Source organism: Bacillus sp. FSL K6-3459 (genome assembly GCF_038003305.1).
In the GTDB taxonomy this organism is placed as follows: Bacteria; Bacillota; Bacilli; order Bacillales; family Bacillaceae; genus Bacillus; species Bacillus pumilus_O.
In genome coordinates this window covers 1,662,821-1,676,057 of the sequence record NZ_JBBOOW010000001.1, presented here as the reverse complement: position 1 = coordinate 1,676,057, position 13,237 = coordinate 1,662,821, and the positions used below count along the sequence as shown (strand labels likewise).

At 40.6% G+C, this 13,237-nt stretch carries 16 protein-coding genes; 7 read left to right on the top strand and 9 right to left on the bottom strand.

The window, feature by feature from the left end:
• Positions 1-72: 72 nt before the first annotated feature.
• The 3 genes from hfq to MHI35_RS08275 form a co-directional block, all read right to left on the bottom strand.
• Positions 73-294: an RNA chaperone Hfq gene (gene hfq, locus MHI35_RS08285; RefSeq protein WP_003211269.1), complete on the bottom strand. Its 222-nt coding sequence runs from the start codon at positions 292-294 to the stop codon at positions 73-75.
• Between the two features lie 25 nt (positions 295-319).
• Positions 320-1,276 (bottom strand): tRNA (adenosine(37)-N6)-dimethylallyltransferase MiaA, encoded by a 957-nt coding sequence (miaA, locus tag MHI35_RS08280; RefSeq protein ID WP_335349626.1) that lies wholly within the window; start codon positions 1,274-1,276, stop codon positions 320-322.
• A gap of 69 nt (positions 1,277-1,345) precedes the next feature.
• Positions 1,346-1,747: a YmaF family protein gene (locus tag MHI35_RS08275; RefSeq protein WP_012010041.1), complete on the bottom strand. Its 402-nt coding sequence runs from the start codon at positions 1,745-1,747 to the stop codon at positions 1,346-1,348.
• Between the two features lie 104 nt (positions 1,748-1,851).
• Here MHI35_RS08275 and MHI35_RS08270 point away from each other — a divergent pair, with 104 nt between their 5' ends.
• From MHI35_RS08270 to erbB, 4 genes are all read left to right on the top strand, one after another.
• The gene (locus MHI35_RS08270) at positions 1,852-2,103 is read left to right on the top strand and encodes a hypothetical protein (RefSeq protein WP_012010040.1); all 252 of its coding nucleotides are present in this window, start codon (positions 1,852-1,854) and stop codon (positions 2,101-2,103) included.
• Positions 2,104-2,215: 112 nt separating this feature from the next.
• A complete protein-coding gene (locus tag MHI35_RS08265; RefSeq protein WP_144523625.1) occupies positions 2,216-2,761 on the top strand; it encodes a TetR/AcrR family transcriptional regulator in 546 nt (181 codons plus the stop codon).
• Positions 2,761-3,078: an SMR family multidrug efflux transporter EbrA gene (gene erbA / locus MHI35_RS08260; RefSeq protein WP_144523626.1), complete on the top strand. Its 318-nt coding sequence runs from the start codon at positions 2,761-2,763 to the stop codon at positions 3,076-3,078. Before MHI35_RS08265 ends, erbA begins: the two co-directional genes overlap by 1 nt.
• A 13-nt stretch (positions 3,079-3,091) precedes the next feature.
• Positions 3,092-3,460: an SMR family multidrug efflux transporter EbrB gene (erbB, locus tag MHI35_RS08255; RefSeq protein WP_213019797.1), complete on the top strand. Its 369-nt coding sequence runs from the start codon at positions 3,092-3,094 to the stop codon at positions 3,458-3,460.
• Between the two features lie 46 nt (positions 3,461-3,506).
• On the opposite strand, the gene MHI35_RS08250 is transcribed toward erbB, so the two are convergent.
• Entirely contained in the window at positions 3,507-3,956 is a 450-nt protein-coding gene (locus MHI35_RS08250) for an OsmC family protein (RefSeq protein ID WP_211064339.1), read from the bottom strand.
• Positions 3,957-4,033: 77 nt separating this feature from the next.
• Complete coding sequence (locus MHI35_RS08245) at positions 4,034-4,768, bottom strand: poly-gamma-glutamate hydrolase family protein (RefSeq protein WP_012010035.1); 735 nt, start codon at positions 4,766-4,768, stop codon at positions 4,034-4,036.
• 584 nt (positions 4,769-5,352) lie between these two features.
• Between MHI35_RS08245 and MHI35_RS08240 the strand changes: the two genes are divergently transcribed.
• Positions 5,353-6,678: a S8 family peptidase gene (locus MHI35_RS08240; RefSeq protein WP_335349627.1), complete on the top strand. Its 1,326-nt coding sequence runs from the start codon at positions 5,353-5,355 to the stop codon at positions 6,676-6,678.
• Between the two features lie 92 nt (positions 6,679-6,770).
• Here the strand turns inward: MHI35_RS08240 and MHI35_RS08235 are convergent, their stop codons facing one another.
• From MHI35_RS08235 to MHI35_RS08225, 3 genes are all read right to left on the bottom strand, one after another.
• Positions 6,771-7,919: a Rap family tetratricopeptide repeat protein gene (locus MHI35_RS08235; RefSeq protein ID WP_335349628.1), complete on the bottom strand. Its 1,149-nt coding sequence runs from the start codon at positions 7,917-7,919 to the stop codon at positions 6,771-6,773.
• A 166-nt stretch (positions 7,920-8,085) separates the two neighbouring features.
• Positions 8,086-8,835 carry a poly-gamma-glutamate hydrolase family protein gene (locus MHI35_RS08230; protein WP_012010032.1) on the bottom strand — a complete coding sequence of 250 codons (750 nt, stop codon included), beginning with the start codon at positions 8,833-8,835 and terminating at the stop codon, positions 8,086-8,088.
• A gap of 311 nt (positions 8,836-9,146) precedes the next feature.
• Positions 9,147-9,623: a CarD family transcriptional regulator gene (locus tag MHI35_RS08225; RefSeq protein WP_012010031.1), complete on the bottom strand. Its 477-nt coding sequence runs from the start codon at positions 9,621-9,623 to the stop codon at positions 9,147-9,149.
• Positions 9,624-10,191: 568 nt separating this feature from the next.
• Between MHI35_RS08225 and MHI35_RS08220 the strand changes: the two genes are divergently transcribed.
• Both MHI35_RS08220 and bslA read left to right on the top strand, forming a co-directional pair.
• Entirely contained in the window at positions 10,192-10,590 is a 399-nt protein-coding gene (locus tag MHI35_RS08220; protein WP_211064337.1) for a hypothetical protein, read from the top strand.
• Positions 10,591-10,715: 125 nt separating this feature from the next.
• Positions 10,716-11,249, top strand: a complete 534-nt coding sequence (bslA, locus tag MHI35_RS08215; RefSeq protein WP_003211006.1) for a biofilm surface layer hydrophobin BslA — start codon at positions 10,716-10,718, stop codon at positions 11,247-11,249.
• Between the two features lie 75 nt (positions 11,250-11,324).
• Here the strand turns inward: bslA and mutL are convergent, their stop codons facing one another.
• Positions 11,325-13,226: a DNA mismatch repair endonuclease MutL gene (gene mutL / locus MHI35_RS08210; RefSeq protein ID WP_335349629.1), complete on the bottom strand. Its 1,902-nt coding sequence runs from the start codon at positions 13,224-13,226 to the stop codon at positions 11,325-11,327.
• Between the last annotated feature and the right edge of the window lie 11 nt (positions 13,227-13,237).

The window sequence follows — 13,237 nt, the reverse complement described above, 5'->3', positions numbered from 1 at the left end:
CACTGACAAAAAACGTAGCGGGTTTCGGCCGGTTTATTCGCAGATGCATGGGGCTATTAGGTAGAACATATCCTATTCTAATTCTAGATTTACATTCTTTTGAGGTGCAAATGTAGAAATGGCGTGTTTATAAATAAGCTGCTGCTTGCCTTCTGTTTCAAGCAGCACTGTGAAATTGTCAAACCCTTTCACTTGACCGCGAAGCTGAAAGCCATTCAGTAAGAATACTGTAACAAATGTATTGTCTTTGCGGATTTGATTCAAAAATTGGTCCTGAATATTAATCGGTTTCATGTTTCGTCCTCCTTGATTCTGATACCTACAGTTTCGCTTTAAGTCCAAGCTTTCCTGCTATATATGCGAAAATTTCCTCTTTTTTGTCTGAAAAGTGGCAAGGCGGTGTCATGTCGAACCAAGTGACATCCATTTTATTACGGAACCACGTGAGCTGACGCTTCGCATATCTACGGGAATTTTGCTTTAATTGCTGAATGGCTTCATCAAGTGAGCAGTCACCTTGGAAATACGTATACAACTCTTTATAACCAATCGCTTGAACCGATTGACAATCCTTCAATCCAGATTGATAAAGTGCGCTCACTTCCTCAATTAAACCTTCATCTATCATCATATCAATTCTTTGGTGAATGCGCTCGTACAAAAGCTCTCGATACATTTTCAGCCCAATGAAGGCTGTATCATAAAGAGGAACTTCTAGATGACCATTTTGCATTTCAGACATTTTCTGACCTGTTGTATGGATCACTTCAAGTGCCCGGATCACGCGGCGGACATTATTCGGATGAATGGCTTTTGCAGCATCAGGGTCTACCGCCTTTAGCTTTTCGTGTAACTGAAGGGAGCCATGCTGCTGTTCAAACAGCGCCATTTCTTCTCTAAAAGCAGGGTCACTTTTTTCATCGGTAAATGTGTAATCATATAAAACAGATTGAATATACAAACCTGTTCCGCCGACAATCATGGGAGTTTTCCCTCTAGCGGCAATCTCTTTGATTTTCATACGAACTAGCTGCTGAAATTCAGCTGTAGAGAAGGATTCGTCCGGCTCTTTAATATCAATTAAGTGGTGCGGGACACCATCCATTTCTTCAGAGGTGATTTTAGCTGTTCCAATGTCCATTCCTTTGTAAATCTGCATAGAATCACCGCTGATAATTTCTCCATTAAATGCTTTTGCTATATGAATGCTCAGTTTTGTTTTGCCGACAGCGGTCGGTCCTACTAATACAATCACTGGTTGTTTCTTTTTTTTCATAACATCACTCTCTTTTACAAACTGCCTACAGTATAGCATAACTTCTCTTTCTCTCCTATAGAACGACTATCACCAGCCGAGTGGTTCATTTCCGACCACTTCATATGTTTTTCCTTTCAAACGGTGCGTATGCGTTGGCCGCTCCTCGTCGGGGCTAAAGACCACTCCTCCATATGGAATAGGGACAGAATCGTTATAGGCAGAATACGTGACTTCCTCAATCTCGTGATAATGCGTACCGTCCACTCTCGGTATCGCAGGCCCTGTGATGCCATAATATCTGTGGAAATGCCCTCTCTCAAAAGAAGTGATTCCGCGATAGTAATGAGTATGCTGATCGGTACTGCTTCCATTGACAGGTTGGGAAATACCTTCTATTAAATGATAATGTTCTTCAGTAACATCCGTTCTTGCTTTATAAGCATGAGCATGCGGCGGACATTTTGCCCAATCAGATGGATACAGGCCCATTTTTAACATTCCTCCTTAACTTAGGCGTTCACCCAAACACATATAGGCCAATCGAATACACTGTTGTCAGTTACAGTCATTTTATGTGAAAGGAGCCTTTTTTTATGAATTATTTTGACGCACCGCCATTTATGCAAGAAGACATGCGAAGACCTTTTGGTTTTGGCTTTGGACGCCCGGGTTTTGGGTTTGGGAGACCTGGATTTGGTTATGGCAGACCTGGATTCTTTGGACCTCCATTTTTAGGTGGTTTTGCTGGAGGGCTGCTTGCAGGATCTTTACTCGCGCCAGGATATGGCTATGGGTACCCTTATCCGCCGCCATACCCGCCATACGGACCATACCCTTATTATTAAATATGACGTTTCAGTGAAAACATCCGCTCATAAAATGAATCGATTGACACACTTGTTTTTCATAGGTTAACATTTACTTTACCGACCGTTCAGTAAAGTAGGTGTTTTTTTTATGTCTAAAACCAAAAAAGAGCAAATCTTTGATGCAGCTGCCCGCACGATTTTAGAAGAAGGATTAAGTCAGCTTACCCTTCAGCAAGTAGCAGAGCATGCACATATGACCAAAGCCGGCCTGCTTTATCATTTTGCAAGCAAAGAAGAGCTCATCCAAAAAATGAATGAGCACGCAATTCTTTGCTTTCGTCAGCAGCTCAAAACGTATCAAGAAACTTATAAACATGAAAAAGCGCCATATGTCCGTGCATATATATCAGCCACATTACATGACCTTGATCATCAAAACACGACTCAGCTATGTACAAGTATGCTTGCTACTATGTCATTTAATGAAACGTTATTGAACCCTTGGCGTGATTTTTATGCAGAGTTCAAAGCGAAAGCAGATGAGGAAATTAATGACCCTTCATTGAGCCAGCTGATCCGTCTTGCATGTGATGGAATATGGTTTTCAGAAATGTTTCAGCTTGAACCGCTGAATCGAGAGGAAAAAACCCTTTTACTTCAACGGATTTTACACCTATTAGAGGAGGGAACATGATGATCCTCGGATATCTTTTTCTAGCTGTGGCCATTTTTTCAGAAGCCATTGGCGCCGTGATGTTAAAATTCTCGAATGGCTTTACTCGCTTTAAGCCTAGCGCTGTCGTTGTTGCTGGGTATACACTTGCCTTTTATATGCTGTCATTGACACTGAATATCATTCCGCTTAGCATGTCTTACGCAACATGGTCTGGGGTTGGTACAGTCCTCACGGCTATTTTTGGCGTGCTTTTTTTCAAAGAAACCTTGAACCAAAGAGCAGTCATTGGGATGGCGATGCTTGTCTCAGGGGTCGTACTTTTAAATATGTCATAAAGGATGTGAGATCATGAAAGGAATGCTCTATTTAACAGGGGCTATTTTGACAGAGGTTTTTGGCAGTACGATGCTAAAGCTTTCACAAGGTTTTTCGCAACTCTTGCCGAGTATTGGGGTCCTGATCGGATTTGGGTGTGCCTTTACCTTCCTCAGTCTAGCACTTAAAACGATTGATCTTTCGTCTGCTTACGCGACATGGTCTGGCGTTGGAACAGCCCTCACTGCTCTTATCGGACTCTTGCTATTTAACGAAACCATTCACATAAAAGGCTTCATTGGTCTTGCACTTGTGATATGCGGCGTGATTGTCTTGAATTTGTCAAAAAAACAAAAAGAAGAAACGAAAGAACAAATCAATCAAACCGAATGGACGCCATAAAAAAAGTCATTTTCTCCATTTATTAAGAGAAAATGACTTTTTGTTTTTACCTGCCGAGTTGAATGGTTTCTTCTAAGGAAATATCCACATTTCCTTGAACAGCTCTTGAGATCATACATGAGCCTTCGGCTTTGTGCGCGAGCTTGCGCGCAAGTTCAATATCTTGCGGAGAAGCAGATGCTTTGAGGATGATGACAGGCCGGTGAATGATTTTTTCATATGTAAACACACCATTCGTTACATCGACGACCGCCTCAGAACTCATCGTGAGATCCTCTTTTTCTAATTGGCTCCGCTCCATCATGGCGGCAAGTGTAATAATATAACACGTAGCCGCTGCACCTAAGAGCATCTCATCTGGATTTGTTCCAATGCCAGGACCGTCCATTTCTTTTGGAATTGAAATCTTCGTTTTTAACTGTTCACATGAGATTGTACCCACATCGTTACGCAGGCCAGGCCAGCTTGCCTGAAGATGAAAATGATGTTGCGCCATATTCGTCTCTCCTTTTGTTATCACTTTTTATAGTGTAACAAGAATTCACGCTGCCTGTCTTAACATGCGCACCATCTTTATGTATATTCCTCATCCAGCACTGTCCGAATCGCCCTGACATACCGGTAGAACGTCTCGTTTTTTGTACTCGACCGCCGCCGAAAGTCAAAACTGTCAAATAAAGCTTCACGCTGACTTCTACTAATCTCTAGCTGTACACTTTGCCCTGTTTTTGTAAGATTATTAATATTATGATTGCTTGTTCCGCTCAGGGTTGCGTGTGCGACAGCCAGTTCAGCTGAAAATCCGTTCCGCTCTAATGAGTTCACTATTTTTTCTGCACGGTCGTAATCAGTTCCGCCAACGAGCGTATGGTCAATGCCTTCCTCACCTTTGTACCCATGCACTGCTAAGATATAATCGTGTGCTTTTGCCTGCGCGACGCCGACTGGCTCATCAAAGTTTGTACTTGTCACATGAAGTTCTGATGCATTCTCTCTTAAACCTTCAAACAAATACGTAGAGAAATCATTATCAAAAAAATGGACGATCTCGCTCACGCCGCCTTCAATTCTCCCGCCATGGGGTGACATCACAAGAAGGCGGCTTCCAGGCACTGGGTTGGCTGTAATTTGATAGCTGCTTGTTGATTCGTTCTCTTCCAGTTCTTTAAAATTACGATAAATATCAGTTGAACCGCTTTCGTCTTCCCCACCTGATGACACTGGCTCATCATGTTCCTGTGCTTGCATTGTATAATAAACGCCCCATCCGATCGCAAGCAGGAGAAGCAAAGCAAAAAACTTCTTCATTCCCGTTCTCCTTTAACAGATTTCTAAGCCGTTTCTATGATTTATATTGAATCATCATTTCTTTTCATTTTTTCCACTTTTTCTCTTCAAATTTGATCATAACACTCTAGATCATGAGATTCCTCAAAAATAAGATAATTGCATTTATATACACAGAAACGCCTCTCCACTTTGAAAACAGAGTTAGAATAGTATGACAGACAAATGAAGTTATGTTTAAAATGACCTAGTTCTATCCAGTCTGTTTTCTTTAATTCGGCTACTTTTTATATGGATTTGATTTTTCCCCTCTTTGACAAGTCACATTTGTATGAGCATTGGCCCTGTCTAACCCCTCCTTTTTTCTGCAAAATTGTTTGTTTCACCGGTTCTCTAAGGAGAACTCTCCCACCTATCATCGGCTGATTCTACATGTTTTCCACCTTTTTCTATTATTTTACAAAATGTAAGCGCTTTTCTTTTTCATCTGAAATGAGCAAGACGCCAATATGATGAAAAGAAGGGACAAGAATCCGAACCAAGCAGCTCTCATTCTCATAACGTAAGAGTGTACAAGAATGGATAGCTAGAATGGAGGGCATTACATGTTTGGATTTTCTATGGTGCAAATGGTCAGAACACATGCTAGCAAACTGGATCAGCCTTTAAGAGAGACCGTCCTTCACCTTTATAAGCCTTTTAAATGGACGCCATGCTTTCTTCATCGTTTCTTTGAAGGAAGATTAAAGAAGAGAAAGAAGCTTCGTGTGATTATTGAATTTAAGGAAGACGCGGTCGAAGCAGGTATTCAAAGCACAAAACAGCTCATGAAGAAAAGTAGAAAAACAAAGGTCAAACGGCATTTTTCACATATCGACTGCTGCGCTGCTGACTTAACACCGGCCGCTTTAGAAGAACTGTTAGCAAATGGTGAGCATATTCGTAAAATTTATTTAGATCGGAAAGTTCATGCACTTCTGGATGTGGCTACACAAGCCAGTCACGCGGATGAAGTCATTCGAAACGGTACAGCCTTAACAGGGGAAGGTATTACGGTTGCTGTCATTGATACAGGCATTTATCCGCATGAAGATCTAGAAGGAAGAATTCGCGATTTTGTGGACTTAGTCAAGCAGAAAACAAAGCCTTATGATGATAACGGACATGGCACTCACTGCGCTGGAGATGTAGCTGGAGACGGAGCGGCCTCAGATGGCTTGTACAAAGGACCTGCTCCAAAAGCTCATTTAATTGGCGTAAAAGTATTAAATAAACAAGGGGCTGGATCACTTTCTACTATTATAGAAGGAGTTGAATGGTGCATCCAGTTCAATGAAGATCACCCTGATGATCCGATTCATATTATGAGTATGTCACTAGGCGGAGATGCTCAGCGTTATGATGACGAACAAGACGATCCGATGGTTCGTGCTGTGAATGCTGCTTGGGATCAAGGCATTGTCGTATGCGTTGCAGCCGGAAACTCAGGTCCTAACAGCCAAACGATTGCGAGCCCTGCCGTCAGTCAAAAAGTGATTACGGTTGGCGCTTTTGATGACCGGAATACACCAGAATCAAACGATGATATCGTGGCACCATTTTCAAGCAGAGGTCCTACTGTTTATGGTGAGACAAAGCCTGATATCCTTGCACCAGGAGTAAACATCGTCTCTCTCAGATCACCAAGATCCTTTCTAGATAAACTCGACAAATCAAGTAGAGTCGATGATGATTACACGACGTTATCTGGTACATCTATGGCAACACCCATTTGCGCAGGTATTTGTGCTCTCCTATTAGAGCATTCACCAGATTTAACGCCCGATGAGGTCAAAACCCTATTAAAAGAAAATACAAGCAAGTGGTCTGGAGATGACCCGATGATTTACGGGGCAGGTGCCATTGACGCAGAAAAAGCCATCAAAGAATAAATAAAAAAAGCCCTTTACAGAAATTTGTAAAGGGTGTTATTTTTGTCTGTTATTACGTGTGAAGTCTTTCATCTACTTGATCAGCTGACATGTTATGCTTCGTTCTCATACATCTCATCTCCTTTTTGAATGTGCGTACGCGCTTCGATCACAATCTCAAAAAAAGTGGAAGATTCCTTGTACATGTCGCGTTCTTTATAATAATTAGCCGCATCAAGTGCTAATTCCTCTAAATCAGCAAACATTTTTTTGCTCCGCAGTCCAAATAGTGCTGATCTTAATTGCTCACAGCTATCTTTTTCTATATAAAGCGCCTGTAAAAATTGGAATTTCAACTGATAGATTTCATCTTGCAATAAACAAGACTCGTTCATCCCTTTACGTATAGCCTCACCCGCCCGCTCGATATCTCCGAGTTTAAACCAGGTAAGAGCAAGTGAAAATAATGATTTGATCATCGTGGATGCTTGATCTTTTTGATAAAGGGAAATGGCTTGTTCAAAAAAGACTGTTGCTGTATGATACGTTCCCATACTATAATGACAAGCTCCTAAGTTATTAAGAGCCATCGCTTTAAAATAAGATGTGCACTCTTTCCGCTCCATCGCTTCACAGACCTTTAACGCTTTTTCTAAGTAAGGAAGCGCTCTTTGGTGCTGGCTCACATCAATCCAATTACCTGCCATGACAAAATCACATTGAATGCTTCTTTTTCCATAAAGCTGATGTTTCTTATAAATGTCTCTCGCCTTTTTAGCATAATGCATGGAGAAATAAGTTTGTTTCATATGATAGTATACTTCAGCGATTTTATAGTAAAATTCCGCTTTTTCAATCTCATCTGTCACTAAGATCAGTTGATGTTCCGCATGCTTGTAATAGGAAATGGCCTCGATGTACCGGCGCTGGATAAACGCATACATTCCATGAAAAAAATGAAAGTAATAGCCAAGTAAGCCTGTCATCTCATCTTCTCCATCTTCCATTTCTTTAGGAAAAGACACGGCTTGAAGTGTTTCACTCCCTGCATGGACTGGCGTTAAATGCTGAAGCATCAGTTGATGGCGAAAATCCATTAGAGAATAATATAGAAGTAAATCTTGATCTTCTTCCATCTCATGAATTTCTTCTTCAACAAGGCGCTTCATATCGTTTGCTTGTTCGACTTCAAATTTGCAAATATGCGTGTACCATTGATTGATCTTTACACCTACTTCGGAAGATGGTATTTTATGTGCCATCCACTTCAGCCCCATTCTATCATGTCAAACTGATAACTATTATTTTACATAAATTATGTTTTTAAGGCAAATTGTAAGTTATTACATAATTTATGTTCATTTCGCATATTTCTATCTTTTTTACCAAGTTTAAATAGAGTACTTTTGCCCATCAAAACGATTTTTCCTATGAAGTTGGGTCAAATTCTCTTAATACTTCTTTTAAAGCACGGATATAACGTCTGAATGCTTGTTTCTTTCCTTTTCTCGTATCAAAATTGTCGAAAAAAGCCTCTCTCTGTGCCGTACTAATTTCTAGCTGAACGCTTTCACCACTTGCATTGCGATTATTAATATTTTTAGGATCTGTTCCTGAAAGCCGTTCACCTTCTTGCACCATTTCCGCTGAAAACCCTCTATCTTTTAATTCTCGTACAACGGCTCTTTGCATTTTTTCGTTTGTCCCGCCGACTAGCGTGTGCCTTTTATCACTTTTATAGCCGTGGATGGAAATGGAGAATGGATACGTTTTAATCATTTGGACCAATATCGGTTCATCAAACTTCGTGCTTGTAATATGCAAATCACGATTATTCTCTTGTTTCGTTCCTTCAAACAAATACGTCGAGTATCTTTGTTGAAATGCTTCTACAATTTCACTAGTTCCTGGTTCAATTTCCCCTCCATGAGGAGAAAAGACGAGTAAATCACTTCCACCCTTTTCATGAAATTCTATTTCATAGCCCTCTTTTTCATGCCGGATAAGCTGTTTAAAACTTTCATATTGATCCCCTTTTTTTCGCTCCTTTTGATACTTTTCTACCTCTTCTTGATGTTGCTTTTGCTCTTTTTTTTCTTGAACAGAATGGCTGCATTTCACCATTAAAAGAGCACACAGGACCAGAAAGATGAATCCACATATCAGTAGCCTTTTCATTTCACCGCTCCTTTTCATTCTCTTAGGTGTCATCTTATCGGCATTATTTTACTATCAATGCCCAACAGAATTCAAAGATTGTCCGGCTTATTTAAACGAATCAGGAGAACTTTCCTGTTTTTTTATGCCGTTCTAGGTATTTCTGACTTCTTTGCATCATTCGCTGATTGAATAAAAACTGCATCGTATGACCTCATTTTTGCTTTAGTTAAAATCACCTACAAAAATGGACAGATTTTTTTGATTTCAAACAAAAAAAGCTGTAAACAAAAGGGATGCCCTTATGCTTACAGCCAATTATTGTATATCCATCATAAAACTCTTAGTTCATTCTCTAAAGCTGAAAGGACTTCATCTTGTGACAGCCCTTGTGCAAGAGAAATTTCACTCACTAACATGCCTCGCGCATCTTCAAGCATTTTCTTTTCACTTGAATTTAATGCTTTCTTCTGATTTCGTCTCATCAGATCTTTGACAACGTCTGCACCATCTTCGATCGCACCTGTTTTTAGCTTTTTCAGATTTTCATCATATCTTTGCTTCCAAGTAAGCGTGTCGTCGTTTGTTTCTTCTGCAAAATTGTTCATTACAACTTTCAGCGTTGCTTGATCTGCTACCGGACGTATACCTAGTTGATTGATTCTGCCTCTTGGGATCATCATCTGCATATTCGGCATTTGAATCAGAAAATATTCCTCCGTCTTACCTAAAATCTCTTTTTCTTCCATTCCTTCAATCACACCGGCACCATGCATAGGATAAACAATTTTATCACCTATTTGAAACAAATCCGCCACCTCCGAAAGTATTCACAATATGATTATAACATATTTCATCGTTGGATAAAAATTTATATTTTATCATGTTATTTTAGCACTAGTCAATTCTTTTTATTTGAGATTTTCAGAAAAAGCCTTTTTTTACAGAAGTTGCGCCACCATCCAGTCCCCTTGTCTCATTCTTGCATATACTAGCATTGAGTCACATTTAGGAGGGATGACAATGTGCAAATGCAAGTGCAAACATTCCCACTCAAACTGTTATAAAAAGCATGACGATCATCACCATGTTGATCCATGTAAAGAAAAGAAATATTGTCATAAAAAAGATGATTGGTTTGAGAGCGATTTCTGGGATACTTCTAGAAGCTACGATCCCTATTATTATCCTAAAAGTGTCTGCAGCAGCTGTAAGAAGCGTCGCAGAAGAAGACACAGCATCTCATTTTAACATCTGACGCTTTCACCTGCTTTTTGTTTTCCCGGCTGAAAAGCCGGTTTTTTTCATATGGATAGGCTCATGAAATAGATCATGCTCATAGGATATGGCAACCTGACATAAAGGATGAGATATCAAATGAACAATATGAATAGCCAAATGAATTATCATCACGAAGGAAATCCGTACCATACGTTTGAGAATGTGTATACAGCCAATCATGAGCATGTAGTCGCGCCAAACATGCATGATCATATGAATATGCCAAACCATTATCATACTGGTAAAAAAGATAAGTACAGCGGCCACTATCCGCATCATCATTCAGTCTATCCAGCTTTTCCAAATCAACATGATCCCTTTTCACATGTTCCAATGAAGGATCACCATCATCATGGCCACTATGGTGGATATGGAATGATGCCATACCATCCTTATGGATATCAAGATATGCATATGATGATGCCGAATCAGCAAATGCCAGGCTTTGGTTACGGAATGAACCAACCAAATGCACACTTCCCTCGTTATTATTAAACAAATTGACAAAATAAGGGTATAATATCCCATTTAATACCACATAGGGATATGGTAACATTATAGGTAAATAATGGATTTAATCATCTGTTATTTACCTATAATCAACAAGGGGGAATGAAGAAATGAAAAAAACATGGACAATGATCATGATGGGGATGCTCACACTGGTCATGGCACTATCGGTACCGATTGCCGCATCCGCTGAAGGAGCCACACAGGAGGGCAAGGCATCAACAAATGCCAGACCAGCTGAACTTTATGCGAAAATTACAGGTACAAGTAAGCAGGAATGGTCTTTTTCTGACATTGAGCTGACATACCGCCCAAATTCTGTATTAAGTCTCGGTGCCATTGAGTTCACATTACCTGCAGGTTTTCAAGCGACAACAAAAGACATCTTCAATGGAAAAGCACTAAAAGACAGCTACATTTTGAACAGTGGAAAAACGGTCCGCATTCCAGCTAGACTCGATTTATTAGGAATTTCACAATTTAAATTACAACTTTCACACAAAGTACTTCCTGCTGCAGGTACATATACGTTCCGTGCAGAAAACCGTGCGCTTAGCATTGGTTCTAAATTTTATGCAGAGGATACCCTCGATATTCAAACACGACCAGTTGTGGTCACACCACCAGATCCGTGTGGTTGCTAAATAAAAAAGCACTCAAATATGAGCGCTTCAGACTGTAACAAAGGGCTTTTTTAGCCCTTTGTCTTTTTTATTTGATCACATCACCCGTTTAAACATTTTCTCCATTTCATATGTCGAGTGATGAATGATGATCGGCCGGCCGTGCGGACAAGTGAAGGGGTCCTTTGTCTGTCTGAGTTCATCTAATAGAGCTTTGATTTCATCATTTCGCAAATGACGATTGGCTTTGATAGAGCCTTTGCAGCTCATCATAATCGCTGCTTCTTCTCTTAATTTTTTAATATCTACACGCTTCTCATCCAGCACTTGCTCTATAATTTCTTCGATCAGTTCAGCCTCTTCCCCTTTCGGAAACCACTGTGGATGCGACCGAACAATGTAGCTTCCTGAACCAAAAGGCTCTAAGAAGACACCCACTTTCGTTAGTATCTCTTTATGCTCTTCAATAATCAGCATATCGTTTTTAGAATAGTGAAATGTTAATGGGACGAGCATTTCTTGCACTTCCTGTTCGATCTCTCCTACTTTCTCACGATAATACTCATACTTGATTCGCTCCTGAGCCGCATGCTGATCAATAATATAAAGCCCTCGTTCATTTTGAGCCAAAATATATGTGCCATGCATTTGTCCGATGGGATACATGACCGGAACACGTTCGTTATCTGAAATGATTGCTGCGTGATCTTCTCTCAGTACTGACTCTTCACATTCAAGAGAAGCAGCAGATTCCTCTATATGAACATGTTCAGATGGAGCATCTTCATTAAATACGGGTGACGATGCTCCTTTCATTTCCTGCACGGGCGTCCCGTATGTTCCCATCTGATTTGTCTCGTATACAACTGATCCTAGAGGCTCCGGCTCATAGGATAGCGGTGTTTCCATCTCGTTTGTGTTTCCTTTTTTCGCATCAAAGGTTAAGGATTGCTGCTCATTTTTGATCGCTGGCATTGGTGCTTTCTTTGGCACCGAAGCACTTGGAATGAGTTGCTGTTTTTGAAATACTTCCTTAATTCCTTGTTTGATTAGCTCATGAAGTTCCTGCTCTTTACTTAGTCTCACTTCAAGCTTAGAAGGATGAACGTTCACATCCACTAAAATGGGGTCCATCTTCATTTCGATAAATGTAATCGGATGGCGACCAATCGGCAGCAGCGTGTGATACCCTTCATGGACCGCTTTTACGAGCGGAAAATGCTTAACATATCTGCCATTTACTACAGAAGACATATAATTCCGTGATGCCCTTGTCACTTCTGGCAGGGAGATATATCCTTTCACTTCAAAATCAAGTGATTGCACATGAAGTGGCACCATTTTTTTCGCAACAGCTGTCCCATAAATGGCCGCAAGCACATGCCGCACATCCCCGTTTCCATTCGTCTGTAGCAGGACTTTTCCTTGGTGACGCAAGCGAATCGATACTTCTGGGTGAGCCAGCGCAATTCGATTGACGACATCTGATATATTGCCAAGTTCCGTATGAACAGTTTTCATGTATTTTAGTCTGGCAGGCGTATTGTAAAATAAGTTGGTAACGACAATTTCGGTACCGCGGCGGCCAGAGGTTTTTTTCTCTGAAATGATCTTTCCGCCTTGCAGCACAAGGTGCGTTCCAGCTCCTTCACCAGTACTAGTTTTCATTTCTAGATGAGAGACAGATGCGATACTTGGCAACGCCTCTCCCCTGAACCCAAGCGTTCTGACACGGAACAGATCATTTTCATCTTTGATTTTACTCGTTGCATGGCGCTGAAAGGCGAGCTTACAATCTTCGGCATCGATTCCAACACCATTATCAATCATTCTAATAGAGGAAAGACCTGCTTCTTCTACATCGATTTCAACCACTGTACTACTTGCATCAATTGCATTTTCCATAAGTTCTTTTACAACAGAAGCCGGACGCTCGACTACTTCACCTGCAGCAATTTTATTGGATAGGTCATCGGATAACTGAATAATCTTTGCCATGTTGCTCACCT